The sequence below is a fragment of the Sphingomonas sp. CARO-RG-8B-R24-01 genome (genome assembly GCF_022662295.1).
Taxonomy (GTDB): Bacteria; Pseudomonadota; Alphaproteobacteria; order Sphingomonadales; family Sphingomonadaceae; genus Sphingomonas.
The window spans coordinates 78,654-105,048 of record NZ_JAKNQI010000007.1; the positions used below are offsets into that span (position 1 = coordinate 78,654).

Genomic DNA, 26,395 nt, shown 5'->3' on the forward strand with positions numbered 1-26,395 from the left:
AATTATTCGACGACCACCAGCGGCTGGTCGAACTCGACCGGCTGCCCGCTCGTTACCAGCACCGCCGAGACACGGCCTGCGCTCGGCGCGAGGATCGGGTTCATCACCTTCATCGCCTCGACGATCAGCAGCGTATCCCCCGCCGCAACCGTATCGCCGACGCTGACGAACGCCTTCGCCTCGGGGTTGGGCGACAGATAGGCGGTGCCGACCATCGGCGACTTGACCGCGTTGACCATCGACGGCGGGGCCGCGACGATTTCCGCCGACGGCGCGCTGTTGGGCACGGCCATCGTCGGTGCCGGCGCATATTGCACGGCTGCGGGGGCCGCGGCGGCCTTGCGCGCGATGCGAATCTTGCGCCCGCCGTCCTCGACCTCGATTTCGGTCAGCGACGTGTCGTCGAGCAATTGTGCGAGCTGACGCACCAGATCGACATCGATCCGCATGGCGTCTGCAGTGGTATCTTCGGGCATATGTCCCCTATGCTCCCTGTTTTTCGAGGGTGCGTCCTGTCAGAGTCGTGCCGCCGCTTCAAGCGCCAGCAGATACGATAACGCGCCGAACCCGCTGATCGTGCCCTTTACGGCAGGCGAGATACGGCTGACGTGGCGAAAGGCTTCGCGCGCGTGCGGGTTGGAAAGGTGCACCTCGATCACCGGCGTGCGCACCGCCTTGATCGCATCCAGCACCGCGACCGACGTATGCGTGAAGGCAGCGGCGTTGAGGATCACCGCCTTGGCGGGCAGCGCCTGCGCCTCGTGGATCCAGTCGACCAGATGGCCTTCGTGATTGGATTGCCGCAAGTCGATGGCGAACCCCAGTTCGCGCGCGCGATCCTCGAGCTGCCCGGCGATGTCATCGAGCGTGTCCGCGCCGTAGATTTCGGGCTCGCGGGTGCCCAGCAGGTTGAGATTGGGGCCGTTGAGGACGAAAATCGTTTCGGGCATCGGGTGGAGGCTTTCGGTTGCGGGCCGTGGCGCCACGCTTATATCGCGCTATCACTCCCTCTTACCCGGTCGCGGCGCGGGAAGTCGAGCCACGACCATGGGAAGCGCGGGTGCGAACACGGAAGGTCAATGATTGTGCACAGCGATGGAACCGTCAGCATCCAGGTCAATGGTGAGCATCGCCGGGTCCGCGCGGGGCTGAGCCTGGCCGATCTCGCCGCCGACCTGGGCCTCATGCCCGAAAAGGTCGCGGTCGAACGCAACCTCGCTGTCGTGCCGCGCTCGACGCTGGGTGACGTCATGGTCGAGGACGGCGACGAGCTCGAGATCGTCCATTTCGTCGGCGGGGGGGATCATGCGCCCGCCCTCACGGCCGATACCTGGACCGTTGCGGGGCGCACGTTCCGCTCGCGGCTGATCGTCGGCACCGGCAAGTACAAGGACTTCGCGCAGAACGCCGCCGCGCTCGAGGCATCGGGTGCGGAGATTGTCACCGTCGCGGTGCGGCGGGTGAACGTCAGCGATCCGAACGCGCCGATGCTGACCGACTTCATCGATCCGAAGAAGGTCACCTATCTGCCCAATACCGCGGGCTGTTTCGACGCCGACTCGGCGATCCGCACGCTGCGCCTCGCGCGCGAGGCGGGCGGCTGGGACCTCGTGAAGCTCGAGGTGCTCGGCGAGGCGCGGACGCTGTATCCCGACATGGTCGAGACGCTCCGCGCGACCGAGGTTCTCGCGAACGAGGGGTTCCTCCCGATGGTCTACTGCGTCGACGATCCGATCGCAGCGAAGCGGCTGGAGAATGCAGGCGCGGTCGCGATCATGCCGCTTGGCGCACCGATCGGGTCGGGGCTCGGGATCCAGAACCGCGTGACGATCCGCCTGATCGTCGAGGGGGCGAGCGTGCCGGTGCTGGTCGACGCGGGCGTGGGCTCGGCGTCCGACGCAGCGGTTGCGATGGAGCTCGGCTGCGACGGGGTGTTGATGAACACCGCGATTGCCGAAGCCAAGGATCCGGTGATGATGGCGGCGGCGATGAAGGCTGGGGTCGAGGCGGGGCGGCTGTCGTACCTCGCGGGGCGGATGGGGATGCGGCGCTACGCCGATCCGTCGAGCCCGCTGGCGGGGTTGATCTGATCTGAGGGGCGGGGCCGCCGCCCCCCCACACACGGCGTCATGCTGAACCTGTTTCAGCATCCACCGCGCAACCGGCTCAGCCCGTCATTGCGGCGCGGTGGACCCTGAAACAAGTTCAGGATGACGCCGTTGCAAAGTGATTAGCCCCAGCAACTTATGCGGATGTTGCGGCACAGTGTGCGAACCATGCCGCGGCTACGGATAGTCCGCCCGCAAGAAATACAGCCCATCAGGCGGCGCATTGAACCCCAATGCGGTCCGGTCGCGTGCCTCTAGCGCGGTCGTGATGTCGGCCGCCGTCCATTTCCCCTCGCCGACCAGCGCGAGGCACCCGACCATCGAGCGCACCTGGTGATGCAGGAACGACCGCGCCGAGGCGAACACGCTGATCCGCTCGCCGTCGGCGACGACGTCGAGCCGGTCGAGCGTGCGCAAGGGGCTGTCCGCCTGGCAGTGCGCCGAGCGGAAGGTGGTGAAGTCGTGCCGCCCGACCAGTCGCGCCGCGCCGTCCGCCATCGCCGCGACATCGAGCGCCGCAGGGATTCGCCACGCGAGGCCCCGTTCGAACGTCAGCGGCGCGCGACGGGTGACGATGCGGAACTCGTAATGCCGCCCGATGCACGAAAAGCGTGCATGCCAGTCGTCCGGCACGATTTCGCACCCGGTGATCGCGACCGGATCGGGCCGTAGCTTGGCGTTGAGCGCCTCCTGCAACCGGAACGGGGCGATGTCGCGTACGATGTCGATATGCGCGCGCATCGCGATCCCGTGGACTCCCGCGTCGGTCCGCCCGGCGGCGTGGACCGCGACCGTCTCGCCGGTGATCGCGTGCGCCGCGCGCTCGATCGCAGCCTGGACGGTCGGGCCATGGTGTTGCCGCTGCCAACCCATGAATGGGCGCCCGTCATATTCGACCGTCAGCGCGAACCGCGTCAAAGCCGGGTTCCGGCGGGGATCGCGAAGCCGCGGAGCAGTTCGGGCGCGGTCATGACGCCACGTCCCGCGCGCTGGAGCAGCGTCGGCCGGATCGCCCCTTGCGCGCAGGCGATGGTAAGGTCGGCGTCCAGCACAAGCCCGTCCAGCGCATCGGCCCCGCCTTCGTCACCCCGGCGCAGGCCGGGGCCGTCCGGTTCTCCGGGCGCGCGATCAACTTGGCGGTCCCGGCCTTCGCCGGGATGACGGAGGACGTCGGCAGCAAGGACGCGCACGCGTTCCCCCGCGACCTCGAACCACGCCCCCGGCGGATTGAACGCGCGGATCTGCCGCTCGACCGCCACGGCATCCTGCGCGAAATCGAGCCGGGTTTCGGCCTTGTCGATCTTGGCGGCATACGTGACGCCATCCTCGGGCTGCACGACCGGCGCACAACCAGCGAGATCCGCCAGCGTGGCGATCATCAGCCGTGCGCCCATCGCGCTCAGTTCGTCGGTCAGCGTGCCTGCGGTCTTTGCGTCGATCGGTGTTTCGTCGCGTAAGAGCACGGGGCCGGTATCGAGCCCGGCCTCCATCTGCATGATGCAGACACCGGTGACCGCATCCCCGGCGAGGATCGCGCGCTGGATCGGCGCTGCGCCGCGCCAGCGGGGCAGGAGCGAGGCGTGGACATTCAGGCAGCCCCGCGCTGGCGCATCGAGGATCGCGCGCGGAAGGATCAGCCCATAGGCCGCGACCACAGCAATGTCCGCGGCGAACGCAGCGAATTCAGCCTGCGCTTCTGGATCGCGCAGCGTGACCGGGGTACGGACCGGGATCCCGAGCACCTCGGCGCGTGCGTGGACCGGCGTTGGCGTCAACGCCTTGCCGCGCCCGGCGCGGCGCGGTGGCTGGCTGTACGACGCGACGACGTCATGCCCCGCATCGACCAGCGCCTGCAGGACGGGGACAGAGAAGTCGGGCGTGCCCATGAAGATGATCCGCATGATGCGGCTCTTGCGATTGCGGGACGCCAAACACAAGCGCCGGCATCCCTCCCGCGCCTTGCAGTCGACGATCTGCGCCGGGGTGACGAACGCACAATGGCCCCCTATCTGTTCTGGATGGCGTCTCCCGAAATCGAAGCCCTTACGCAGGCGCTCAGCAAGCTCCCCGGGCTCGGACCGCGATCGGCGCGACGGGCGGTGCTGCATCTTCTCAAAAGGCGCGAGGCAGCGCTGGGGCCGTTGCTCAATGCTCTGATGGCTGTCGATGAAAACCTCGCAACCTGTTCAGTTTGCGGGAATGTTGACACCACCAACCCCTGCGGCGTCTGTGCCGACCAGCGGCGCGATGCGCGCGCCTTGTGTGTGGTCGAGGAGGTTGCGGACTTGTGGGCGCTAGATCGCTCGCGCCTGTTCCCGGGGCGTTTTCATGTCCTTGGCGGGCGGCTGTCCGCGCTCGAAGGAGTTCGCCCCGAAGACCTCGCGATCGATTCGCTGGTGCGGCGGATCGCGGATGGCGGGATCGACGAGGTGGTGCTTGCGATGAACGCGACGCTCGAAGGGCAGACCACCGCGCATTACATCGCCGAGCGGATCGAACGCTTCCCGGTGCGCATCACGCAGCTGGCACATGGTTTGCCGGTCGGCGGCGAGCTGGACTATCTCGACGAAGGAACGCTGGCGCAGGCGTTGCGGGCGCGGCGACCTGTTGCCTAGGAGGCGAAACCTCTTTCAACCTGTTCTGATCTTTGTGTCTTTGTGGCTTTGTGCGAAAAAGACTTTCTCGCACGAAGCCACAAAGCCACGAAGAAGCAAGGCAGCAACCTTGACGCGCCGTGCGCGCTTTCCTAGCTCGCGGGAATGGCAGTCCTCGAAATTCTTGAAGTCCCGCATCCCGGCCTCCGCGCCGTCGCGAAGCCCGTCGCAACCGTCGACGACTCGGTGCGCACGATCGTCTCCGACATGTTCGACACGATGTACGACGCGCGAGGCATCGGCCTCGCCGCGACCCAGGTCGCGATCGAGCAGCGGATCGTCGTGATCGACCTGCAGGAAACCGAAGGCGAGGGCGAGGACGCCAAGCCGGTGCGCAAGCCGCTGGTCTTCATCAACCCGGAATTGCTGTCGGTGAGCGACGAGCTGTCGGTCTACGCCGAGGGCTGCCTGTCGATTCCCGAGCAATATGCCGACGTCGAGCGCCCCGCACGATGCCGCGCGGCGTGGCTCGACGAGCAAGGCGTGCGGCAGGAAGGCGACATGGACGGCCTGATGGCGACCGCGCTTCAGCATGAGATCGACCATCTTAACGGCGTCTTGTTCATCGACCACATCTCGAAGCTCAAGCGCGACATGCTGATGAAAAAGCTGACCAAGATGCGCAAGGCGGGCTGAAACCAGCCTCCTGCGTGCTCCTGCGCAGGCAGGAGCCCAGGGTTAAGAGAGCAGTTCCTCGTTACCCAAGGCGCCTGCTTTCGCAGAAGAACGGTGGTTCATCCCTGCCGCTTCAGAACAATCCCTCGATCTCACCCAGCGCCCCGAACCGAATGCCCTCCGCCGCCGGCACGCGTGGTAGGCCCGGCATCGTCATGATCTCCCCGCAGATCGCCACGACGAACCCGGCACCGGCGCTCAGCCGGACCTCGCGGACCGGCACGACGTGCCCGGTCGGCGCACCGAGCTTGGCGGGATCGGTCGAGAAACTATACTGTGTCTTGGCCATGCATACCGGAAGGTGGCCAAACCCCGCCGCCTCCCAGCGCGCCAGCTGCGCGAGCACCGACGGGTCGGCGACGGCTTCCTCCGCGCGATAGATCCGCGTGGCGACCGTATTGATCTTGTCAAACAGCGACAGGTCGTCGGCGTAAAGCGGGGCGAACTGGCCCGGCATATGGTCGCAGAGCGCGACGACCGCCTCCGCCAGCGCCTCGGCCCCGGCGCCGCCCTCGGCCCAGTGCGTGCAGAGGACCGCCTCGCACCCCTGCGCGGCCGCGATGGCGCGGATCGCCTCGAACTCTTCCGGCGTATCGCTGTCGAATCGGTTGACCGCCACCACCACCGGAACCCCGAACGCGCGGACGTTCTCGATATGGCGGGCGAGGTTGACGCCGCCGCGACGCACCGCGTCCACGTCCGGCGCGGACAAATCCGCCTTGGCCACCCCGCCGTTCATCTTGAGCGCGCGAACCGTCGCGACGATCACGGTCGCCGCCGGCTTAAGCCCGGCCTGGCGACATTTGATGTCGAAGAACTTCTCGGCCCCGAGGTCGGCGCCGAAGCCCGCTTCGGTGACGACATAGTCCGCCAGACCCAGCGCGGTGCGCGTGGCGATCACCGAATTGCAGCCATGCGCGATGTTGGCGAAAGGCCCGCCGTGGATCAGCGCGGGCGTCCCCTCCAGCGTCTGGACGAGGTTGGGTTTGATCGCCTGGGCGAGCAACACCGCCATGGCGCCATCGGCCTTCAGGTCCCTGGCGGTCACCGGCTGCCGATCGCGCGTATAAGCGACGACGATCCGCCCGAGCCGCGCTTCGAGGTCGTGCAGGTCGTCCGCCAGACACAGGATCGCCATGACTTCCGAAGCGACGGTGATGTCGAATCCGCTTTCCCGCGGAAACCCGTTCGCGGGTCCGCCGAGCGACTGCGCGATGTCCCGCAATGCCCGGTCGTTCATGTCGAGCACCCGCCGCCACACGATCCGGCGCACGTCGATGTCGAGCGCATTGCCCCAGTGGACATGGTTGTCGATCATCGCGGCCAGCAGATTGTGCGCCGACGTGATGGCGTGGAAATCGCCCGTAAAATGGAGGTTGATGTCTTCCATCGGCACGACCTGTGCGTAGCCGCCCCCGGTCGCGCCGCCCTTGGTCCCGAAGCACGGGCCAAGCGACGGTTCGCGCAGCGCGAGCATCGTCTTGCGACCGGTCCGGTTGAGCGCGTCCGCGAGGCCGACCGAGGTCGTCGACTTGCCCTCGCCGGCGGGGGTCGGGTTGATCGCGGTGACGAGGATCAGCTTCCCGGTCGAGGTCGCCGCGGGCAGGCGGGTGAGGTCGATCTTCGCCTTGAAATGTCCATAAGGCTCGACCGCCTCCGGGGGGATTCCCGCTGCCGCGCCGATCGCGCTGATGGGGTGCAGGGTGGCGGCGCGCGAGATCGCGATGTCGGACAGCATGGAGCGCCCATAACCGCTCGGATCGGATAGGGGGAGGGGGGAAGTGGCGCATCGCTGATGCATTCCGGCGCGTCCGGGCTATTTGACCCCGCCCGGCGCTTGTCCGCATCCGGCCCCGCCGCTACGGTTCCCAGAATGTTCCAGAAAGACCCAGCATGACCGGCCTTACGATTTCCCTGCTTGCGATCGGTGCGCTCCTCGTCGGCCTGGCGTTCGGATGGCTGCTGGGCAATCGCCCGCTGGCCGCCGCCCGCGCCGATGCGGCGGCGCGCGACGCCGATTTCCGGCGCGCGATCGTCGATCTCGCCAGTGCCGAACAACGCGCGCGAGACGCCGAGCAGCTGCGCGTCGACCTGGCGGAACTGCGCGATGAACGCGACGTCGCGCGGCTCGAAAATACCGCGCTCAAGACGCATGCCTCGGCGTTCGAGAATCGGCTGGCGGAAATGCGTGATGCGGATGACGCGCGCCTCAAGCTGGTGCGCGAAACGCACGAGACGCGGATCGCCGAATTGCTCCACGCGAAGGACCTGCTCGCCACGCAATTTTCCGAAGTGTCGAACAAACTGCTCAACGATGCGCAGGACGTGTTCCTGAAGCGCGCCGATGAACGCTTCCGCCAGTCGGAAGAGACGGCGGGGCAGAATCTCAAATCGATGCTCCAGCCCGTCAGCGACCGTTTGCTGCGGTATGAAGAGACCGTGACCAAGGTCGAGGCCGAGCGGCTGAGCGCGTTCGACCAGTTGAAGGGGCAGCTCGAGGGGTTGCGCGTCGGGCAGGAGAAGGTGTCGAGCGAGGCCGCCAAGCTGGTCAATTCATTGCGCAACGCACCCAAGTCGCGCGGCCGCTGGGGCGAGCAGCAGCTCAAGAATGTCCTCGAAACCTGTGGGTTGTCCGAACATACGGACTTTCAGACCGAAGTATCGGTGGCAGGCGGCGACGAAGGCGGACGGCTGCGGCCCGATGCGATCGTGACCGTGCCGGGCGGCCGCAGCCTGGTGATCGACGCCAAGGTGTCGCTCAACGCCTATCAGGATGCCTTTGGCGCGGTCGACGAGGCGGAGCGGTCGAAGGGGCTCGCGATGCACGCCGCCGCCATGCGCGCCCACGTCAACGGACTGGGCAACAAGGCGTATTGGAGCCAGTTCGCCGATGCGCCCGATTATGTCATCATGTTCGTCCCCGGCGAACATTTCCTGACCGCGGCACTCGAGCAGGACCCGACCCTGTGGGACTTCGCGTTCGACAAGCGGGTCTTGCTGGCGACCCCGACCAATCTGATCGCGATCGCGCGAACCGTCGCGGCGGTGTGGCGGCAGGAGCGGCTGGCCAAGGAAGCACGGCAGATCGGCGAACTTGGCAAGGAATTGTACGAGCGCCTGGCCAAGGCGGCGGGCGACTTGCGCAAGGTCGGCAGCGGGCTGACCAGCGCGGTCAACAATTACAACACGTTCGTCTCGAGCTTCGAAAGCCGCGTACTGGTGACCGGTCGCAAGTTCCGGGATCTCAACATCGAGACGACGGCGCGGGAGATCGACGACGTGCCGCCGGTCGAGGCATTGGCACGCTATGGCGAGGCGGTCGCGCTGCCCCCGGCCGAGACGGCGTCCGAACCCGCGGACGACACGTCGAAGACCGAACTCAAACAGGAGGTTGAGGCGGGGGGCCTGAGTCCTTCTTAACCTCCGCCGCGTAAAACTGGGGCGGAGAAGGATGTGGTATGCCCTGCGTAAAGGTCTCATCGGCGATCAACCGGCGCGGCGCCGATCGGCGGATTGCGGACCAGCCGGCCTATGACGGCAAGGAACGTCGCAAGCGCGATCGGCGCGCGGTCGAGCGCGATCAGCAACCGTCCTGAGCGGGATGGGCGTCATGGAACAGGCCACGCTCGGTCCCGTCCCGGTAGCGGACGAGGATCCCGAACGTCGGATCGGCGACCGGGTCGCGATCACGGTCGGGATCACGTTGCGCGAGCGGAACTGGAAAGCGCAACCGGCGGGGCTGCTGGACGTATCGCGGACGGGCTGCCGCGTCGACAATCTCACCATCACGCCCGGCTCCACGGTATGGGTCAAGCTCCCCGGGCTCGAGCCGATCGAGGCGAAAGTCAGCTGGTCGCGTGCCTGGCAGTGCGGGATCCGGTTCGACCAGCCGCTGCATCCGGCGGTGTTCGACCACCTGGTCGCCCGCACGGCGGGAGCGGCCGTCGCCCGCTAGCGCCGAACCCGATCCAGCACCTGATAGGCCATCACGGCGGTGGCGACCGCGGCATTGAGGCTGTCCGCCTTGCCGAGCATCGGGATCTTGACGAGCGTATCGCACGCCGCGGCATAATCGTCGGGCATCCCTTGCGCTTCGTTGCCCGTCAGCAGGAAGGTCGGCGCGCCATAGCTCGCGGCGCGGTAATCGGTAGCGGTATCGAGGCTCAACCCGACTAGCTGGCCCGGCCCCCTGCGCAACCACGCCAGGAACGGATCCCAGTCGCACTGCACGACCGGAACGGTGAACAATGCGCCCATGCTCGCGCGCACCGCTTCGACCGAAAAGGGGTCGACACACTCGCCGATCAGGATCAGCCCGCCCGCGCCGACCGCATCACCCGTACGCAGGATCGTACCCAGGTTGCCCGGATCGCGCAGCCGCTCGGCGACCAGCCAGATCGGCGATGCCGCGCGATCCAGGCTGTCGAGCGTCCGCGTGAACTCGGCAAAGACGCCGACCACCGCTTGTGGATTATCCTTGCCCGACAGTTTGGACAGAATGTCCGGGACCGTCTCGATCGCTTCGCCGCCCGCGCCCTCGACCGCCGCGACCAGCGTGCGAACCAGCGGATGCGCCGCGCTGTCGCGGGCATAGAAGAGGTATTGCGGGATCCGCCCGGCCTCGCGGGCCTCGGTCAGGATCCGCAGGCCCTCGGCGAGGAACAATCCTTCCTCCCGGCGGTGGCGCTTCTCGCGCAGCGACCGCACCCGCTTGATCAGCGGGTTGGAATAAGCCGTGATTTCGCGGGGCATGCGGCGTTCAATCCTCGCCGAACTTTGCCTCGACCAGTGCGCACAGCGCACCGACGGCGGCCTCGGCCTGGTCGCCCTGCGCGGAGATGGTGATCGTATCGCCCATCGCGGCGCCCAGCATCATCAGCCCCATGATCGAGGTACCGGTGACCGATCCGGCCCCGTCCTTCTCGACATGGAGCTCGCACGGCTGGGTCGCGGCGAGCGTCACGAACTTCGCGCTGGCCCGGGCGTGCAAACCGCGCCGGTTGGTGATGACGACGCTGCGGCTGACCGACATCAAGCCGCTGCCTCGCCCAGAACCTCTGACGCGACGGAAATATACTTGCGCCCCGCCTCGCGCGCGGCGGCGACCGCGTCGACCACCTTCATGGCCTTGCGGGCCGATTCGAGCCGGATCAGCATCGGCAGGTTGATCCCGGCGATCACTTCGATGCGGCCACGCTCCAGCAGCGAAATGGCGAGGTTGGAGGGGGTTCCGCCGAACAGGTCGGTCAGCAGGATCACGCCGCGGCCGGCATCGACGCGCGCGATCGCGGCGGCAATGTCGTTGCGGCGTTCTTCCATGTCATCTTCCGGCCCGATGCAGACCGTCGCGACCCGTTCCTGCTTGCCGACGACATGCTCCATCGCCGTTACGAATTCGTCGGCCAACCGGCCATGCGTCACGAGAACCAGCCCGATCATCGTACCGCCCCAATCATGCAACCGCCCATTTCACGCTACTGCCGTTCCGTCTTGCTGGCGTTCGTCCGGCGCCCCCTCCAGCGAGTCTTGCGGGGCGGCGGCGAGATCCCGATGTGCGACCGTGGGCGAAAATCCGGCATCGCGCAACCGCGCGGCAACGCGTTCGGTGACATGCACGGACCGGTGTCTCCCCCCGGTACACCCGAACGCTACCGTCAAATAAGACTTTCCTTCAGCGCGATAGCGCGGAAGCAGCAGGAGCAGCAGCTCCTCGATCCGGCCAACCGCCGCGCCGTAGGCAGGATCCTGCGCGACATAGGCCGCGACATCCGCGTCGAGCCCCGTGCCCGGCCGCAAATCCGGCACCCAGTGCGGGTTGCGCAGAAACCGCATGTCGAACACGAGGTCGGCGTTGCGGGGCACCCCGCGCGCGAAGCCGAACGACATGACCGACAGGGTCGGCCCGTCCTGATGCTCGCGCGAGAACGTGTCGCGCACCTGTTGCGCCAGCTGGTTGCTGGTCAGGTCGGTGGTATCGATCAGCCGGTTCGCCCAGCGACGCAGCGGCGCCAGCAATTCGCGTTCGCGCGCAATCCCGTCCGCGGCCGGGCGGTCGAGCGCCAGCGGATGCCGCCGGCGGGTCTCGGAATAGCGCCGCTCGAGTTCGCCGCCCGCACAGTCGAGGAACAGCGTGCCGATGTCGTGGCCGAACTTCTCGCGCAGATGCTTGATCCGTTCGACGATGCGGTCCGAATCGAAGTCGCGCGTCCGTGCCCCGATCCCGAGCGCAAGCGGCTGGCGCGAGCGTTCGGCGCCTTCGGGCAAGGGCGCGCTCAGCAGGCGATCGAGCAGGAGCAACGGCAGGTTGTCGACGACCTCCCAGCCCAGGTCCTCGAGCGTCCGCAGCACGGTCGACTTGCCCGCGCCGGACATGCCGGTGACGAGCAGGATTTCCTTGGGGTCAAGCGTCATGACGCCTCTCTAGCGTGCCGCAGCGCCAATTCCACCTTGATCGGCGCGGAAAGCTCGAATGGGTCGATCGCGATCTCGGGGATCGTTATCCCATCATAGTCGGCGGTGGTTGGTACCGGCATGCGTTCGACCGGCCGATCGAGCCGCACCGCCAGGACAACCGGCACGTCACTCGTCCGTTCGACCGCGATGATGCCGAGGCCGCGCACCTCGATCTTTCCCGAGATCGTCGCGGGGGCGGTCGCCAGCAGGCGATCGTCGCCGCGGGCCAGTACGGTATAATCGTCGCTCACCAGCACGGCGCCGCGGTCGATCAGCCGCAGCGCAAGGTCCGACTTGCCCGATCCGGACGGCCCGAGCAGCAGGATCGCCGCGCCATCGATCGCAACCGTGGTCGCATGCACCAGCATCGCGGTCATCGCGGTTCGCTGACCGGCAGGCGAATGACGAAGCGCGCGCCGCCGATGCCCCCGCGGCGGGCTTCCGCCGTGATCTGCCCCTGATGCGCCTCGACGATGGTCCGCGCGATCGCGAGGCCAAGCCCGGAATGCTTGCCGAACGCTTCGTCGGGCGGGCGCAGCGACTGGAAGCGCTGGAACACCTGCTCGCGCGCGGTGGGGGGAACCCCCGGCCCCTCGTCCTCCACCTCCAGCACGACGTCCTCGAGATCGCGGGCGACGGTGATGCTGATCAGTCCGTGTTCGGGCGAGAAGGACACCGCATTGTCGATCAGATTGTCGAACACCCGCTCCAGCCGCGCGCCTTCGCCGAGCACGACGAATCCGGCGTCGCTGGCATCGCGCAGCACGAGGCGGAGCCGAATGCCGCGCTCGACGCCACGCGCGTCGCGCCCCGCGATCAGCGCGGCGAGCATCGCGCCGAGATCGACCGCCTCGAACTTGGCGCGGCTGAGCTGCGCATCGAGTCGCGAGGCTTCCGCGATGTCGGTGATCAGCCGGTCGAGCCGGTGGACGTCGTCGCGCACGATCGCGAGGAGGCGTTCTTGCAGGGCAGGGTCCTTGACCAGCGCCATGCCCTCGACCGCCGAGCGCAGCGATGCGAGCGGATTTTTCATCTCGTGCGTCACGTCCGCGGCAAAGGCCTCGATCGCGTCGATCCGCGCGCGCAACGCGAGGCTCATGTCGGACAAGGCGCGGGCGAGCATGCCGATTTCGTCGCGGCGTTCGGGCAATCGCGGAACGACGACCTCGCGCGCGCGCCCGACCCGGACCCGCACCGCCGCGCGCGCCAGCCGCCGCAGCGGCCGGACGATCGTCCGCGCCAGGAACAGCGACAGCAGGATCGAGACGATCGAGACGATCATCAGCACGATGCCGAGGCGGAAGCGCTCGACCCGGACGGTCTGCGTGATCTCGCGCGCATTGTTGGTCGTCATCACGACGCCGCCTCGAGGCAGGGGCGCGGCGGCGGTGATGACGGGCGTGCGATCCGGCGCACGCCAGACGGTGGCGGCGACCGTCGGGGTATCGCGCGCGGTGCGCACGTCGGGCCAGTTGAGCCCCGAGACGTGCTCGCGGTACAAGGGCGCGCGCGGGGTGCCGACCACCGTGTCGATCACCGCGTCGAGGAAGCGCGCGGACGCCTGGCTCCAGTCCTGCTTGTCCGGGTCCTGCAGCACGAAGTTGCGCAGCCCCAGCGCACGCGTGTCGATCACGGGGCGCGCGCTGGCATCATAGATCCGCACCCGCGCGCCCATGTCGCGCGCGAGCTTCAGCGCCAGCCCGTCGCGCTGCGCGTCCGGCACGGCGACGATCGCCTCCGCGATCAGCCGGGCTTCGCGGATCGACTGGGTGACGCGGCCGTCCACGATCCGGCTGCGGTAGGAATCGAGGTAGAAGAATCCGCCTGCCAGCATCGCCAGCGCGAAGACGTTGACGAACAGGATCCGCGGCGTGAGCGAAACGCGCGCGGACCAGCGGAGCGACAGCGCGCGGGCATCCTCCTCGCGCGCGGGCTCGTCATTCCTCGGAGAATCGATAGCCCGCTCCATAGAGTGTCTCGATCGCATCGAAGGTTGCATCGACCTGCCGGAACTTGCGGCGGACGCGCTTGATGTGGCTGTCGATGGTGCGATCATCGACGTAGATGTCGTCGTGATAGGCCGCGTCCATCAACTGGTTGCGGGTCTTCACGATACCGGGGCGCTGCGCCAGCGTCTCGAGGATCAGGAATTCGGTGACGGTCAGCGTGACGGCGGCGCCGTCCCAGGTGACGCGGTGCCGCGCGGTGTCCATCGCGAGCCGCCCGCGCACGAGATTGGTTTCCGCCGCGGGCTCCTCCGCGCCGGGGCCGCCCTGCGATACCTCTGCGCGGCGCAAGATCGCGCGGATCCGGGCGATCAGAAGGCGCTGCGAAAACGGCTTGGCGATGTAATCGTCCGCGCCCATCGCGAGCCCGAGCGCCTCGTCCAGCTCGTCGTCCTTCGAGGTCAGGAAGATCACCGGGACCATGCTCTTCTCGCGCAGGCGGCGCAGCAGCTCGAGGCCGTCCATCCGCGGCATCTTGATGTCGAGGATCGCAATATCGGGCGGATTGTCGACCAGCGCCTTGAGCGCAGTCTCGCCATCCGAATAGAGCCGGGTGACGAAACCCTCGGCCTGCAGCGCGATCGAAACCGACGTCAGGATGTTGCGGTCGTCATCGACCAGGGCAATCGTTGCCGTCATCGGCGAAGGGGCCTCGTGTCGTTGAAGATCGGCCCTAATCCATTACGACCCCAGCCTCAATGGAAGCTGAACGGACGCTGTCCCATCCTCGGTCGCGCGCGCCGTCGCTACGTTTGACCGCGGGACATGGCAACGATATGCGCCGGAAACCAAAGCATACGTATGCAGGCCCACGATGGTCGGCACAGTAGGAGAAGATATTGTGAGCGAACGCATCCCCATGTCGGGGCTGGACGCGCAGGGCATCGAGACCCGCGCGAGCCTTCATTGGAACCTCGTCACCGCCCGCCTGATCCAGGCCGCGATCTCGCGCGGCGAGGGCAAATTGTCCGCCGATGGCCCGCTGGTCGTCGAAACCGGCGCGCATACCGGGCGTTCCGCGCAGGACAAGTTCATCGTCCGTGACGCCGAGACGGAGTCGACCGTCTGGTGGGGCAAGAGCAACAAGGCGATGAGCCCGGAGCATTTCGCCGCGCTCAAGGCGGATTTCCTCGCAGCACTGCGCCACAAGGAAGACCTGTTCATCCAGGACCTGTTCGGCGGCTCGCAACCTGAGCACCGCGTGAAGGTGCGCGTCGTCAACGAACTGGCGTGGCACAACAGCTTCATCCGCACGATGCTGGTGCGGCCCGAGGAATCCGAGCTGCGCGACTTCGTGCCGGATTACACGATCATCGACCTGCCGAGCTTCCGTGCCTCGCCCGAGCGGCACGGCTGCCGCAGCGAGACGGTGATCGCGGTCAACTTCACCGACAAGCTGATCCTGATCGGCGGTACGCGGTACGCCGGCGAGATGAAGAAGTCGGTGTTCAGCCTGCTCAACTATCTCCTCCCGCCGACCGGGGTGATGCCGATGCATTGCTCGGCCAACATGGGGCCCGACGGCGACACCGCGGTGTTCTTCGGCCTGTCGGGCACCGGCAAGACGACCTTGAGCGCGGACGCGAGCCGCACGCTGATCGGCGATGACGAGCATGGCTGGTCGGACACCGCCGTCTTCAATTTCGAGGGCGGCTGCTACGCCAAGATGATCCGGCTTTCGGCCGACGCGGAACCCGAGATATTCGCGACGACCAAGCGGTTCGGGACGATCCTCGAGAACGTCGTGATGGACCCGGTGACGCGCCAGCTCGACCTCGACGACGCGAGCCTCGCCGAGAACAGCCGCGGGGCGTATCCGATCGACTTCATCCCCAATGCGTCCGCGGACAACATGGGGCCGGTCCCGCGCAACATCGTGATGCTGACCGCGGACGCCTATGGCATCCTCCCGCCGATCGCAAAGCTGACGCCGGAACAGGCGATGTACCATTTCCTTTCGGGCTATACCGCGCGCGTCGCGGGGACCGAGATCGGCGTGACCGAGCCCGACGCGACCTTCTCGACCTGCTTCGGCGCACCATTCATGGCGCGGCATCCGTCGGTCTACGGCAATCTGCTCAAGGAGCGGATCGCCAAGGGCGGGGTCGACTGCTGGCTGGTCAACACCGGCTGGACCGGCGGCAAGTACGGCGTCGGCAGCCGGATGCCGATCAAGGCGACGCGGGCGTTGCTCAACGCGGCCCTCGACGGCAGCCTCAACGACGCCGAGTTCCGCACCGACCCGAACTTCGGGTTCAAGGTGCCGGTCGCGGTGCCGGGGGTCGATAGTGCAATCCTCGACCCGCGCGCGACCTGGGCGGACAAGGACGCGTATGACGCCACGGCGGCCCGGCTCGTCGACCTGTTCGTCGACAACTTCGCGCAGTTCGCGGAGCATGTCGACGAAGGCGTGCGGCAGTCCGCGCCGAAGGTCCACGCGCCGGCTTGATCCGCGATCCATGACCCCGGGCTTGTCCCGGGGTCACCCTTGCGCCACATTCGGCGGCGCAGGATGCGCGCCACCGTTGATGTCGGGACGACCCCGGCATGGCGACTGTAGATGGAGTACCAACGGCATGGGAATGCTCGACGATTTGCTCGGCCAGGTTTCGCAGAACGTGGACGTCAAGAACCTTGCGGCGAAGGTCGGCCTCTCTCCGGAACAGGTCGAGCAGGCGATCCAGGCGCTCGGCCAGGCGCATGCCGCCCCGGGGGATACGGTCGGCACTGCCGCCGCCAGCACGGGGTTCTCGGCCGAAACACTCCAGCAGATCGTTGCACAGATCGGCGGCGAGGGGGCGCTTGCCAAGTTCGCCGGGCTGCTGGGGGAGCAGGGCGGGGTGCTCGGGCAACTCGGCACGCTCGCCTCGGGGTTCTTCGCCAAACGCTAAAGGGGAATTCGGGCTGCGGTCTGGCGCTTTGCGGGGTCGGCGGTTACATGGACCGCCACGACTCGCTTTTCTCCCCCCGCGCAGGACCGGCACCCATGGACATTCGCCTCGGACTCACTTTCGACGATGTCCTCCTGGTGCCCGCTGAATCGGACATCGTCCCGAGCCAGACCAACACCGCGACGCGCGTGACGCGCGGGATCTCGCTCGACATCCCGATCCTCTCGTCCGCGATGGACACCGTGACCGAAGCCGACATGGCGATCGTCATGGCGCAATTGGGCGGGATCGGCGTGCTCCACCGCAACATGGAAGTCGACGAACAGGTCGCAGCCGTGCGCGCGGTCAAGCGGTTCGAGAGCGGCATGGTCGTCAACCCGATCACGATCGAGCCGCATGCGACGCTGGCGGATGCGCAGGCGTTGATGAAGCATCACCGGATCAGCGGCATCCCGGTCGTCCGCGCGGACGGCGTCCTCGTCGGCATCCTCACCAACCGCGACGTCCGCTTCGCCGAGAACCCGCGCCAGCCGGTCTCCGAGCTGATGACGCACGAGAACCTTGCCACCGTTTCGCCGGGCGTCACGCAGGAGGAGGCGCGTCGCCTGCTCCATCATCGCCGGATCGAGAAGCTGCTCGTGGTGGACGAGGCGTATCGCTGCATCGGCCTCATCACCGTCAAGGACATCGAGAAGGCGGTCACCTACCCGAACGCGACCAAGGACGCCGCCGGGCGGCTCCGCGTCGCCGCAGCAACGACGGTCGGCGACAAGGGGTTCGACCGCACCGCCGCGCTGGTCGATGCCGAGCTCGATCTCGTCGTCATCGACACCGCGCACGGCCATAACCGCGACGTCGCGCGCGCGGTCGAGCGGGTCAAGAAGCTGAGCAATTCGGTCCAGGTCATCGCGGGCAACGTCGCGACCGCCGAAGCGACGCGCGCGCTGATCGATGCGGGCGCGGACGGGATCAAGGTCGGGATCGGCCCGGGGTCGATCTGCACCACGCGCGTCGTCGCGGGGGTCGGCGTGCCGCAGCTGACCGCCGTCATGGATTGCGCCGAAGTCGGCCAGAAGATGGGCGTGCCGGTCATCGCCGACGGCGGCCTGCGCACCTCAGGCGATCTCGCCAAGGCGCTAGCGGCGGGCGCATCGGCCTGCATGATCGGCTCGCTGCTCGCGGGCACCGAGGAAGCCCCGGGCGACACCTTCCTGTTCCAGGGCCGTGCGTACAAATCGTATCGCGGCATGGGCTCGGTCGGTGCGATGGGGCGCGGCTCGGCGGATCGCTATTTCCAGGGCGACATCAAGGACCAGATGAAGCTCGTTCCCGAAGGGATCGAAGGGCAGGTCGCGTTCAAGGGCCCGGCGCGCGACGTGATCCACCAGCTCGTCGGCGGCATCCGCGCGGCGATGGGCTATACCGGATCGTCGAGCATCACCGCGTTGCAGGAGCGCGCGCGCTTCGTCCAGATCACGGGCGCTGGCCTCAAGGAAAGCCATGTGCACGACGTGGACATCACACGCGAGGCACCGAATTACCCGACGCGCTGAGCGGCTCGCGCTCTCTTCCTTTTCTTCCCCGGCGGAGGCCGGGGCCCAGTCACGCTAGCCGACGTAATCACGCGCAGCGTTCAAAACCCACTGTTCCTCGACTGGGCCCCGGCCTTCGCCGGGGAAGAGGCTTAAGGTGGAAGGCGCTTTAGGAGGAAGCGGCTTGAGCTGGACGCAGCTTTTAGGTGATTGCGCCCTAGACAGGCTATGGGCACGCCACGACACACGATTGCCCCCGAAAGACCGCCAATGACCCCCGCTGCAAGAACCCAGGCCGCGATCGAGCTGCTCGACGAGATCATCGTGGCGGCGCGCGATTCCGGGGCGGCGGCGGATACGATCGTCGCGCGGTATTTCGCCAACCGTCGCTACGCCGGCAGCAAGGACCGCCGCGCGGTCCGGGAGCTGGTCTATGCCGCGATCCGCACGCTCGGGGAACGCCCGCGCTCGGGCCGCGCCGCGATGCTGGCGCTCGCCGCCGAGGATCCCGCGCTGGCCGAGACGTTCGACGGCGTCGGCCATGGCCCCGCCAGGATCGGCGATGGCGAGAGCAAGGCCTGGCCCGGGGTTGCGCCCAACTGGCTGCTCGAACGGTTGCGGGCGTCGGGCCTCGACGAAGGCGAGTTTCCCGCCCTCATCGACCGCGCACCGCTCGACGTGCGGGTCAATCGCGCGAGGGCGGAGGACGTCGCGATCGACGGGGCGGTCGCGATCGCTGGCTTGCCGGATGGCTTGCGGCTGCCGACCGGCACCGATGTCGACCGGCTCGAGGGCATTCCCGACGGCGCTCTCGAGGTGCAGGACGCCGGCAGCCAGATCGTCACGCTCGCGGCCGACGCGCGACCCGGCCAGCGGATCGTCGACCTGTGCGCCGGTGCGGGGGGCAAGACGCTGGCGCTGGCGGCCGAAATGCACGGGGAGGGAACCATCCTCGCCACCGATACCGATCGCAACCGGCTGGCGCGGCTGGCGCCGCGTGCCGAGCGGGCGGGGGTGGACGGGGTCGAGACGCGCCTGCTCAACCCGGGGCGGGAATCGGAGATGCTGGCGGATTGGGCGGCGAGCGCGGATTGCGTGCTGATCGATGCGCCCTGCTCGGGGACGGGCACCTGGCGGCGCAACCCGGAAGCGCGCTGGCGTTTGAGCCCCGAACGCCTCGACCGTTTGGTCGCGACGCAACAGCATGTGCTCGCGGTGGGTGCGGAACTGGTGCGGCCGGGTGGGGCGATGGTCTATATCGTCTGTTCGCTGCTTGACGAGGAGGGCGCGGGGCAGGTCGCCGCGTTCCTGGCCGATCATGCCGGATGGCATGGCGAACCCCTGCGGTTGCCGGCCGGACGGGCCCATGGCGCGGGGATGCGGCTCACGCCGGCGCACGATGCGACCGACGGGTTTTTTGTCGCACGACTGACGCGTGGGTGATACCGCTGTCGCCGTGCCGAAGCTGGAGTCTCTCATGCGTTATACCTCTGTCGCCGTCGCAGCCGCGCTGACGCTGCTGACGATCGGCACATCCGTTCAGGGGCAGCGTGCCGAGGACGCGATCGACGCGCGGTCGCTCGCCTTGCTGGCAAAGGGGCGGATGCTGCAGGCGGCCGGCAATCTCGATGCGGCGACGGACATGCTCGAGAGCGCGGTGGCGGTCGATCCGCGCAATCGCGATGCATTCGTCGTGCTGGGACAAGTCGCGCAGTCCCGCGCGTTGCCGGGCAAGGCGATCCGGCTGTACCGCGAGGCGCTGTCGCTCGATCCGAACGACGTCGTTGCCTTGCGGGGGCAGGGCGAGGCGCTGGTCGCGCGCGGCGCGGTGCAACGCGCCAAGGACAATCTCGCCAAGATCCGCACGGTCTGCGCCAAGCGCGCCTGTCCCGAAATCGCGGCCTTGTCCGCATCGATCGCCAAGGGTCCGCCGGTGGTGACCGCCGCCGCCTCCACCGTCGTGCCGCCGCCGGGGGCCGTGGGCGGAGCGGCCAAGGACTGAGTCCCGCCGTTCGGGCTGGGTGACGTTCGCCTTGATCCTGCCGGGAAGACGCGTCGACGCCACCCCGTTTCCGTGTGACGGCAGGAGGCCCGGCGTCGCCACAGCTTGCGCCGCTGGTTGTCGTGGCGCCCGGACTTGCCCCGCCCAGGCGCATCGCGCTGTCCTACACGCGTCTGGCGCGCTAGGATCGGACGATGCTCTTTCTCATCACCGGATTCCTCTAGGATTGCACCGCGGGATGGGGCGGCCGCGCATACGATTCCGCCTAACTTTCCCCTAACCTTCCGCGCGGCGCATCATCCCAGGGCGCGCGCGACGGCGACGAATTCGGCAACGCTGACCGTCTCCGCGCGCCGGGTCGCATCGATTCCGACCGCCGCCAGGGCGTCGAGCGCGCCGGGTACGCCCTTGAGGCTTTGGCGCAGCATCTTGCGCCGTTGGCCGAAGGCGGCCCCGGTCAGTCGTTCCAGCGTGGCGAAGCGGACCGCCTGCGGCGCAGGCTCGGGCAGCAGATGCACCACGGCCGACATCACCTTGGGCGGCGGGGTAAAGGCCGACCGATGGACCGGCATCGCCAGCGTCGCCTTGCTGCGCCACTGCGCCAGCACGGCGAGCCGTCCATAGGCATCGTCGTCGGTCCGCGCGACGATCCGGTCGGCGACTTCGCGCTGGAACATCAGCGTCAGGCTCTGCCACCACGGGTCCCAGTCGGCGGACAGCCACCGGACCAGCAGCGCGGTGCCGATATTGTAGGGGAGATTGGAGGCGATATGCGGCTTGCCCGCGAACAGCGGAACGGCGTCGATCTCGAGCGCGTCGGCCTCGATGACGGTCAGCCGCCCGGGATAGGCTTCCCTCAGTTCGGCCAGCGCCGGGATACAGCGGCGGTCGCGTTCGATCGCGGTCACACGAGCCCCGGCGGCGAGCAGCGCGCGGGTCAGCCCGCCCGGCCCCGGGCCGATCTCCAGCACCTCGGCATCGGTCAGGTCCCCGGGAATCCGGGCGATCCGCGCGAGCAATTGTGCGTCGAGCAGGAAATTCTGCCCGAGTGCCTTGCTGGCCGCCAGGCCGTGGCGCGCGATGACGTCACGCAGCGGCGGAAGGTCTGGCCGTGGCAACGGCGCGTCGGGCAGGCTCACGCGTCGGCGGCGGCGCGGCGGTCGGCGGCGTCCCCGGCGAGGCGGATCGCCGCGATCATCGCGCCCGGCTCGGCGATGTTCTTGCCCGCTATGTCGAAGGCGGTGCCGTGGTCGGGGGAGGTCCGCACGATCGGCAGGCCGAGCGTGATGTTGACGCCTTCGTCGAAATACAGCGTCTTGATCGGGATCAGCGCCTGATCGTGATAGCAGCACATGACCGCATCATAGTTCAGGCGCGCGCGGGGATGGAACAGCGTGTCGGCAGCGAACGGCCCGGTCGCCACGATCCCCTCGGCGCAAAGCTGGGCGACGGCGGGGGCGATGATGTCGATCTCCTCGCGTCCGATCGCGCCGCTTTCGCCGGCATGCGGATTGAACCCCGCAAAGGCGATCCGGGGGTTGGTGATCCCGAAATTGCGGGTCAGCCCGCGTGCCGTCGCACGGCCCTTCGCGACGAGCAGTTCGATCGACAGCAGCGCGCTGACCTCGGCCAGCGGAACGTGCGTCGTGATCGGCACGACTCGGAGGTCGGGACCGGCGAGCATCATCACCGCATTCTCGCCGGCGATGCCGCACCGCTCCGCCACGAATTCGGTCTGGCCGGGATAGGTGAAGCCGATGTGATACAGTTGCGCCTTCGAGACCGGCGCGGTGACCAGCGCACGCGCTGCCCCCGATCGGACGAGGCCGGCGGCCAGTTCCAGCGCCCGCAACGCACATCGCGCGCCCTCGACGTCCGGCCGGCCCGTCACGATCTCGCCGCCATCCTCAACCGTCAGGACCGGAAGCGCGTCGTCGAACACGCCGCGTGCCGCGTCGGGATGCGAGATCGGCCGGACCGGCCCGTCCCACACCGCCGAAATCGCCCGCACGTCGCCGGTCGCGAAGAACGGCTGCAGGCCGGCTTCGCGCCGCTTCGCCCAGGCCTTGGCCAGGATCTCTGGCCCGATACCGGCCGGATCGCCCATCGAGATGACGATCGGCGCCAGCGGCGTAAAGGCGGAGGGATCAGCGATATTCGATGATCGCGTCACGGCGAAGATCGCGCAGGAGCTGGTTCGCACGCAGGTTGACGCGGGCATTCTCCATCTGGCCGCGCACCTGCTCGACGCCCGGTACGGTGCTGCCGGACGATTCGTCGCGGCCGCACAGGACCAGCGAGCGGATGCCGTCCTTGGCGGAGCCGAACGGTGGCGTGGACTCGCCGACGCTCAGCTTGGCCATGATGTCGCGCAGCGCTGGCGGAAGATCGCGGATCCGGACCGAATCGTTGTCGACCACCTCGGCACCCAGTGCCGACGCCACCTTGGCCACTTCGCCGCAACCACGGATCGTCTTGGACAGCTTGGCGAATTCGGTGACGCGAACGTCAGCCTGCGCCTGCGTGATGCCGTCCGGGAAGCGAACGCTCAACTGCTTCAGCGTCAGCTTCGCATCGAGCGGATCGGCCACGCCGACCTTCCGGGTATCGACCAGGTAAATGATCGAGAAGCCGCCGGGGACTTCGATCGGACCGGCGAGGTGCTCGGGCTGCATCGTCTTGATCGCCTCGACCAGCGTCGGCGGCAGCTGTGCCAGCTGGTTTTCGTTGAGCCAGCCAAGATCCCCGCCGGTCGACCGCGTCGATGCCTCGGACATGGCACCGGCATAATAGCCGAAGCTGTCGTCGCCCTTTTCGCGCTTCTGGATCGACGCCATGATCTGCTGCTCTTGCGCAAACACTTCCTGCGACCGGTCGCCGCCTGCCGACAGGTAGATCTCGCGGACGTGATATTCGGTCGTGCCCTGCTGCTTCTTCAGCTTGTCGATGATCGCCTGCACTTCCTCATCGCCGACGTTGATGTCGACCTTGCGGCGGAGATAGCGGTTCCACGAGAGCTCGGCCTCGACCTGGCGCTTGAAGGAGCGCTCGGACGATCCGATGCTGCGCAGATAGGCGCGCATTTCGGGCGTGGACTTGCCGAAATTGCTGCGGACGATGGAATCGTAGCTCTTGTTGACCTCTTCGAGCGAGATCTTGACGTCGGCGGTCTTCGCCTCCTGGATCTGCAGCGTTTCGTCGATCAACTGGCGGATCACGAGCAGGCGATACTGCGCCATTTCCTGTTCCGACAGCTTCATGTCGCGCGCGGCGAGCAGGAAGGCGAGGCGCTGGTCGACGTCGGTGCCGGTGATGACGGTGCCGTTGACGATGGCGGTCGGCTTGCGGACGTTGGGGTCGATCTTGCCGAAGATCTGCGGGTTGGTCGGGAGGTCGAGATTGCCGCTGCGATTGGCGGACGCCTGCTGTTCAGCGGCGTCCGGCCCCGCCGGGTCCGGCGCGGTCTGCGCGATCGACGCACCTGCCATGGCGACTGACGCCGCGAGCATCGCTCCGAAACCCAAACGGCGCACCGTCCGCACCGTCTTGCCTGTCGTAATCGTCACCAAATCCCAATCCCATCCCGCACAGCCAGTCTTCGGCCATGCCCCTAGTGCAGCCATGTGGCTGAACCGTGGCTTAGCGGCCACGGTCTTGTCCGGCCTAGCGTTAGCGCCCCAAATTCTTGAACGCCAGCGTCAACAGGTAGCTGTTGCCGCTGCGCGCGTCGCCCGTGTTCTGGTAATCGCGCTTCCACGTGACACCCAGACGCAGGCAATCGTCCTCATATTGGACACCGAGGCGATGCCGGACCGGATCGAATCCATCGGCGAGCGACAGGGGGTCCTCGTTCCGGTCTGTGAGGTCGATGACGGTCGAGCCGAAGGCGGACCAGAAGCGCGCGAACTGGACCCGCGCGCCCAGCCGCACTTCCTCGCGATCGCGGAGATCCTCGAGCGTCGGGTCGATGTTGCGGTTGAGGCGGAGATAGCCAACGAGGAAATAGGTGCTGCGCGAGCCGATCGTCGCATCGAGTTCGTTGCGGCGGATCGCCAGCCCGTCCTTGTCCAGCCGGTAGCGGTGGATGATCGAGACGAAGTCGCGGAAGCGCAGTTCGCTGCGACCGACGATGTCCGAAACGCGGCGCGACAGTCCGGTGCCGTCGGGGAACAGAGTGGGGCGGCTGTTGAGCCGGTAGCTTTGCCCGACGTTGGTGCTGAACGACAGCCCGGGCAGATCGACCTGCCAGTCGAGTCCGTAGGTGAACCGGGTCGAATCCTCGAACCGGTCGTACCCAGGGAATCGGTTGAGCGCGAACAGGTTCGAATCCTCGAGATCGACCGAGCGCGCATCCTCGTTGGGGATCGCCAGCGTGCCGGTCTGCGGTGACGTGACGATCTGGAAGCGCGGAATGAGGCGCTGCGTCCCGGTCAGGAACGTACCGATCAACGGGTATTTGATATCGATCGCGAAGGCACCGATCAGCCGACCGTGAAACCCGTCCTCGCCGCGGTAATTGGCAACCGTCGTCGCAAGCGAGTCGTTGGTGTTGTACAGGTCGCCACGGCCGAAGGCGGTAAAGGTGATCTCCTGCCCCCATGGGGTGATCTTGCGCAGGTCCCACCGGGCGCTGGCGAAGGCCCGCTGCGTGTCCTGGCCGGCGGTGCGGGTGATCGCCAGGCTGTTCGCCTGGAACGTGAACGTGCCGCCGAGGAAGCTGTTCGCGATGCGGTGGCGATAGTCGATTTCGGGCAAGGCGATCGGCTGCGTTCCCTGCTGATCGGCGACCCGCAAGGTTTGCACATACCATCCCGCGATCGAGAAGTAGCTGTCCTGGTCGATCCGCTCCAGGTTGATCGTCGTGCGCAGCCGATCGTCGCGCGAGATGTCGTAACGCCGCAGGAACGTACGATCGCTGGCCAGGCGGAGCGACCCGGAGATGCTCCAGTTCGGGTTCAGCTGGAAGCGCCCGGACGCATCGAGATAGCCGCGGAACGAATCGGGTGTGCCCGGCGGCGTCGGCAGCAGCAGGTTGTTGCTGCGCGGGCTGGCGGTTGCATATCCGGTGATCCGATAGGCGCCGAGCGTGTTGAGCGCTTCGTAATCGGCCTGCAGCATCGGGAGGACGCTGCTGAACACGCGCGGGGTGATCGTCAGGCCGCGATTCGGGGCAAGCGCGAAATGATAGGGTTGTGCGAATTCGAACCCGTTGACGCGACCGTAGCGAAAGTCCGGGCTCAGCAGGCCGCTGTCGTTGCCGCCACCGATCGGGTTCGAAAAAGCGGGGAGCGGCAGCGACGGCAAGCCGAACAGGTCGATCCGCGCGCCCTTGTAATAGATCCGACCACGTTCGGGACGGTAGATCACGCGAACGGCAGTGATCTTCCAGGACGGTTCTTTCGGGCAGTTCGATCCGGTGGTGACGGCGCACGGCGTATAGGCTGCGTCTTCCAGCGTCACCGTCTCGTTGAGCGAACGGGTGCCCTTGCGCGCCGCCAGACGTCCACCCTTTTCCAGGACGAGCAGCATGTTGTCGACCATGCCGTCCTTCAACGCATCGGTTAGTTCGATCGAATCGCCGTAAGCGGTGTCGCCGCCGGGATTGACGATCGCGATATTGCCGGTCGCCAGGACCTTTCCGGTCTTGCGGTTCCACACGACCTTGTCGGCGCGCAGGCGATCGCCGGCACGGTACATCCGCACGTCGCTCGTCGCGGTGACGATGTCCTCCTTGCTGTCATATTGCAGCTGACCGGCGTTGAACTGGACCTGGTCGTCATTGGCGCTGGGAGTCGTAGCAGGTGGCGGGGGCGCGACGGTACGCGTCTGCAGGTCCTGCGCGACGGCGGGAAGGGCGATCAGCGCGAGCGGGGCAGCGCAACTGGCAAGGAGGACGGCACGCTTCACGTCGGAACAAACACCTAAATGCGATGAGGCCGGCGGCCGTTGGTCGATCATGCCCTATCGCATCGACATCGGCGCGCTGCAATCGCGCAAAGCGCGCTTTGCCAGCGACCGTGCACTGGCCTAGAGACTGACGACTCATTGTGAATGATCGATCGAGGCTTGTTTTC

The 26,395-nt window shown here is 67.3% G+C and carries 27 protein-coding genes; 11 read left to right on the forward strand and 16 right to left on the reverse strand.

The window, feature by feature from the left end:
• Positions 1-2 precede the first annotated feature (2 nt).
• Together accB and aroQ are read right to left on the reverse strand one after the other, a co-directional pair.
• Positions 3-476: an acetyl-CoA carboxylase biotin carboxyl carrier protein gene (gene accB, locus L8G49_RS14320; protein WP_242186470.1), complete on the reverse strand. Its 474-nt coding sequence runs from the start codon at positions 474-476 to the stop codon at positions 3-5.
• 39 nt (positions 477-515) lie between these two features.
• Positions 516-950, reverse strand: coding sequence for a type II 3-dehydroquinate dehydratase (gene aroQ, locus L8G49_RS14325; protein ID WP_242139118.1), 435 nt, complete (start codon positions 948-950; stop codon positions 516-518).
• 135 nt (positions 951-1,085) lie between these two features.
• On the opposite strand from aroQ, the gene thiS reads away from it, so the two are divergent.
• Positions 1,086-2,090: a sulfur carrier protein ThiS gene (gene thiS / locus L8G49_RS14335; protein ID WP_347272074.1), complete on the forward strand. Its 1,005-nt coding sequence runs from the start codon at positions 1,086-1,088 to the stop codon at positions 2,088-2,090.
• Between the two features lie 195 nt (positions 2,091-2,285).
• Here the strand turns inward: thiS and truA are convergent, their stop codons facing one another.
• A complete protein-coding gene (gene truA, locus L8G49_RS14340; RefSeq protein WP_242139117.1) occupies positions 2,286-3,026 on the reverse strand; it encodes a tRNA pseudouridine(38-40) synthase TruA in 741 nt (246 codons plus the stop codon).
• Positions 3,023-4,009, reverse strand: a complete 987-nt coding sequence (gene fmt, locus L8G49_RS14345; protein ID WP_242139116.1) for a methionyl-tRNA formyltransferase — start codon at positions 4,007-4,009, stop codon at positions 3,023-3,025. The genes truA and fmt overlap by 4 nt, the downstream gene beginning before the upstream one ends.
• A gap of 117 nt (positions 4,010-4,126) precedes the next feature.
• Between fmt and recR the strand changes: the two genes are divergently transcribed.
• Positions 4,127-4,723, forward strand: a complete 597-nt coding sequence (recR, locus tag L8G49_RS14350) for a recombination mediator RecR (RefSeq protein ID WP_242139278.1) — start codon at positions 4,127-4,129, stop codon at positions 4,721-4,723.
• A gap of 144 nt (positions 4,724-4,867) precedes the next feature.
• On the forward strand, positions 4,868-5,398 hold the full coding sequence (gene def, locus L8G49_RS14355) for a peptide deformylase (protein ID WP_242186472.1): 531 nt from the start codon (positions 4,868-4,870) through the stop codon (positions 5,396-5,398).
• A gap of 112 nt (positions 5,399-5,510) precedes the next feature.
• On the opposite strand, the gene L8G49_RS14360 is transcribed toward def, so the two are convergent.
• Positions 5,511-7,175 (reverse strand): formate--tetrahydrofolate ligase, encoded by a 1,665-nt coding sequence (locus L8G49_RS14360; RefSeq protein WP_242186474.1) that lies wholly within the window; start codon positions 7,173-7,175, stop codon positions 5,511-5,513.
• A 155-nt stretch (positions 7,176-7,330) separates the two neighbouring features.
• On the opposite strand from L8G49_RS14360, the gene L8G49_RS14365 reads away from it, so the two are divergent.
• Genes L8G49_RS14365 through L8G49_RS14375 form a run of 3 tightly spaced genes read left to right on the forward strand, consistent with a single transcriptional unit; the run spans position 7,331 to position 9,392 of the window.
• Entirely contained in the window at positions 7,331-8,857 is a 1,527-nt protein-coding gene (locus tag L8G49_RS14365) for a DNA recombination protein RmuC (protein ID WP_242186476.1), read from the forward strand.
• Between the two features lie 38 nt (positions 8,858-8,895).
• The gene (locus tag L8G49_RS14370; protein WP_242186478.1) at positions 8,896-9,033 is read left to right on the forward strand and encodes a hypothetical protein; all 138 of its coding nucleotides are present in this window, start codon (positions 8,896-8,898) and stop codon (positions 9,031-9,033) included.
• 14 nt (positions 9,034-9,047) lie between these two features.
• The gene (locus L8G49_RS14375; RefSeq protein ID WP_242186479.1) at positions 9,048-9,392 is read left to right on the forward strand and encodes a PilZ domain-containing protein; all 345 of its coding nucleotides are present in this window, start codon (positions 9,048-9,050) and stop codon (positions 9,390-9,392) included.
• On the opposite strand, the gene L8G49_RS14380 is transcribed toward L8G49_RS14375, so the two are convergent.
• The 7 genes from L8G49_RS14380 to L8G49_RS14410 are packed head-to-tail and all read right to left on the reverse strand — an operon-like array spanning position 9,389 to position 14,535.
• The gene (locus L8G49_RS14380) at positions 9,389-10,189 is read right to left on the reverse strand and encodes an RNA methyltransferase (RefSeq protein ID WP_242186481.1); all 801 of its coding nucleotides are present in this window, start codon (positions 10,187-10,189) and stop codon (positions 9,389-9,391) included. The genes L8G49_RS14375 and L8G49_RS14380 overlap by 4 nt on opposite strands.
• A 7-nt stretch (positions 10,190-10,196) precedes the next feature.
• Entirely contained in the window at positions 10,197-10,469 is a 273-nt protein-coding gene (locus tag L8G49_RS14385; protein ID WP_242139109.1) for an HPr family phosphocarrier protein, read from the reverse strand.
• On the reverse strand, positions 10,469-10,876 hold the full coding sequence (locus tag L8G49_RS14390; protein ID WP_242139108.1) for a PTS sugar transporter subunit IIA: 408 nt from the start codon (positions 10,874-10,876) through the stop codon (positions 10,469-10,471). The genes L8G49_RS14385 and L8G49_RS14390 overlap by 1 nt, the downstream gene beginning before the upstream one ends.
• Before the next feature lie 30 nt (positions 10,877-10,906).
• The gene (rapZ, locus tag L8G49_RS14395) at positions 10,907-11,848 is read right to left on the reverse strand and encodes an RNase adapter RapZ (protein WP_242139107.1); all 942 of its coding nucleotides are present in this window, start codon (positions 11,846-11,848) and stop codon (positions 10,907-10,909) included.
• Entirely contained in the window at positions 11,845-12,267 is a 423-nt protein-coding gene (locus L8G49_RS14400; protein ID WP_242186483.1) for an HPr kinase/phosphatase C-terminal domain-containing protein, read from the reverse strand. Before L8G49_RS14400 ends, rapZ begins: the two co-directional genes overlap by 4 nt.
• A complete protein-coding gene (locus L8G49_RS14405) occupies positions 12,264-13,859 on the reverse strand; it encodes an ATP-binding protein (protein ID WP_242186485.1) in 1,596 nt (531 codons plus the stop codon). The genes L8G49_RS14400 and L8G49_RS14405 overlap by 4 nt, the downstream gene beginning before the upstream one ends.
• Complete coding sequence (locus tag L8G49_RS14410) at positions 13,828-14,535, reverse strand: response regulator transcription factor (protein ID WP_242186487.1); 708 nt, start codon at positions 14,533-14,535, stop codon at positions 13,828-13,830. The genes L8G49_RS14405 and L8G49_RS14410 overlap by 32 nt, the downstream gene beginning before the upstream one ends.
• A 202-nt stretch (positions 14,536-14,737) precedes the next feature.
• On the opposite strand from L8G49_RS14410, the gene L8G49_RS14415 reads away from it, so the two are divergent.
• The 5 genes from L8G49_RS14415 (at position 14,738) to L8G49_RS14435 (ending at position 20,321) form a co-directional block, all read left to right on the forward strand.
• On the forward strand, positions 14,738-16,345 hold the full coding sequence (locus tag L8G49_RS14415; RefSeq protein ID WP_242186489.1) for a phosphoenolpyruvate carboxykinase: 1,608 nt from the start codon (positions 14,738-14,740) through the stop codon (positions 16,343-16,345).
• A 127-nt stretch (positions 16,346-16,472) separates the two neighbouring features.
• Entirely contained in the window at positions 16,473-16,787 is a 315-nt protein-coding gene (locus tag L8G49_RS14420; protein ID WP_242186490.1) for a hypothetical protein, read from the forward strand.
• 95 nt (positions 16,788-16,882) lie between these two features.
• A complete protein-coding gene (guaB, locus tag L8G49_RS14425; protein WP_242139100.1) occupies positions 16,883-18,340 on the forward strand; it encodes an IMP dehydrogenase in 1,458 nt (485 codons plus the stop codon).
• 249 nt (positions 18,341-18,589) lie between these two features.
• A complete protein-coding gene (locus L8G49_RS14430; protein WP_242186492.1) occupies positions 18,590-19,762 on the forward strand; it encodes an RsmB/NOP family class I SAM-dependent RNA methyltransferase in 1,173 nt (390 codons plus the stop codon).
• A gap of 34 nt (positions 19,763-19,796) precedes the next feature.
• A complete protein-coding gene (locus tag L8G49_RS14435) occupies positions 19,797-20,321 on the forward strand; it encodes a hypothetical protein (protein WP_242186493.1) in 525 nt (174 codons plus the stop codon).
• Between the two features lie 296 nt (positions 20,322-20,617).
• Here the strand turns inward: L8G49_RS14435 and rsmA are convergent, their stop codons facing one another.
• The 4 genes from rsmA to lptD all read right to left on the reverse strand — a co-directional run bounded on the left by rsmA (position 20,618) and on the right by lptD (position 26,228).
• A complete protein-coding gene (rsmA, locus tag L8G49_RS14440) occupies positions 20,618-21,460 on the reverse strand; it encodes a 16S rRNA (adenine(1518)-N(6)/adenine(1519)-N(6))-dimethyltransferase RsmA (protein WP_242186494.1) in 843 nt (280 codons plus the stop codon).
• Positions 21,457-22,449, reverse strand: coding sequence for a 4-hydroxythreonine-4-phosphate dehydrogenase PdxA (gene pdxA / locus L8G49_RS14445; RefSeq protein ID WP_277923298.1), 993 nt, complete (start codon positions 22,447-22,449; stop codon positions 21,457-21,459). Before pdxA ends, rsmA begins: the two co-directional genes overlap by 4 nt.
• 19 nt (positions 22,450-22,468) lie before the next feature.
• Positions 22,469-23,890 carry a peptidylprolyl isomerase gene (locus L8G49_RS14450; protein WP_242139096.1) on the reverse strand — a complete coding sequence of 474 codons (1,422 nt, stop codon included), beginning with the start codon at positions 23,888-23,890 and terminating at the stop codon, positions 22,469-22,471.
• A gap of 100 nt (positions 23,891-23,990) precedes the next feature.
• Entirely contained in the window at positions 23,991-26,228 is a 2,238-nt protein-coding gene (lptD, locus tag L8G49_RS14455; protein ID WP_242186495.1) for an LPS assembly protein LptD, read from the reverse strand.
• Between the last annotated feature and the right edge of the window lie 167 nt (positions 26,229-26,395).

Coding starts and splice junctions, on each gene's coding strand:
- L8G49_RS14390 (WP_242139108.1), bottom strand. CDS start 10,876: ATGATCGGGCTGGTTCTCGTGACGCATGGCCGGTTGGCCGACGAATTC.
- L8G49_RS14365 (WP_242186476.1), top strand. CDS start 7,331: ATGACCGGCCTTACGATTTCCCTGCTTGCGATCGGTGCGCTCCTCGTC.
- L8G49_RS14360 (WP_242186474.1), bottom strand. CDS start 7,175: ATGCTGTCCGACATCGCGATCTCGCGCGCCGCCACCCTGCACCCCATC.
- L8G49_RS14400 (WP_242186483.1), bottom strand. CDS start 12,267: ATGACCGCGATGCTGGTGCATGCGACCACGGTTGCGATCGATGGCGCG.
- L8G49_RS14420 (WP_242186490.1), top strand. CDS start 16,473: ATGGGAATGCTCGACGATTTGCTCGGCCAGGTTTCGCAGAACGTGGAC.
- L8G49_RS14380 (WP_242186481.1), bottom strand. CDS start 10,189: ATGCCCCGCGAAATCACGGCTTATTCCAACCCGCTGATCAAGCGGGTG.
- L8G49_RS14435 (WP_242186493.1), top strand. CDS start 19,797: ATGCGTTATACCTCTGTCGCCGTCGCAGCCGCGCTGACGCTGCTGACG.
- guaB (WP_242139100.1), top strand. CDS start 16,883: ATGGACATTCGCCTCGGACTCACTTTCGACGATGTCCTCCTGGTGCCC.
- rapZ (WP_242139107.1), bottom strand. CDS start 11,848: ATGACGCTTGACCCCAAGGAAATCCTGCTCGTCACCGGCATGTCCGGC.
- aroQ (WP_242139118.1), bottom strand. CDS start 950: ATGCCCGAAACGATTTTCGTCCTCAACGGCCCCAATCTCAACCTGCTG.
- def (WP_242186472.1), top strand. CDS start 4,868: ATGGCAGTCCTCGAAATTCTTGAAGTCCCGCATCCCGGCCTCCGCGCC.
- accB (WP_242186470.1), bottom strand. CDS start 476: ATGCCCGAAGATACCACTGCAGACGCCATGCGGATCGATGTCGATCTG.
- fmt (WP_242139116.1), bottom strand. CDS start 4,009: ATGCGGATCATCTTCATGGGCACGCCCGACTTCTCTGTCCCCGTCCTG.
- L8G49_RS14410 (WP_242186487.1), bottom strand. CDS start 14,535: ATGACGGCAACGATTGCCCTGGTCGATGACGACCGCAACATCCTGACG.
- recR (WP_242139278.1), top strand. CDS start 4,127: ATGGCGTCTCCCGAAATCGAAGCCCTTACGCAGGCGCTCAGCAAGCTC.
- L8G49_RS14370 (WP_242186478.1), top strand. CDS start 8,896: ATGCCCTGCGTAAAGGTCTCATCGGCGATCAACCGGCGCGGCGCCGAT.
- L8G49_RS14375 (WP_242186479.1), top strand. CDS start 9,048: ATGGAACAGGCCACGCTCGGTCCCGTCCCGGTAGCGGACGAGGATCCC.
- L8G49_RS14430 (WP_242186492.1), top strand. CDS start 18,590: ATGACCCCCGCTGCAAGAACCCAGGCCGCGATCGAGCTGCTCGACGAG.
- L8G49_RS14405 (WP_242186485.1), bottom strand. CDS start 13,859: ATGGAGCGGGCTATCGATTCTCCGAGGAATGACGAGCCCGCGCGCGAG.
- L8G49_RS14385 (WP_242139109.1), bottom strand. CDS start 10,469: ATGTCGGTCAGCCGCAGCGTCGTCATCACCAACCGGCGCGGTTTGCAC.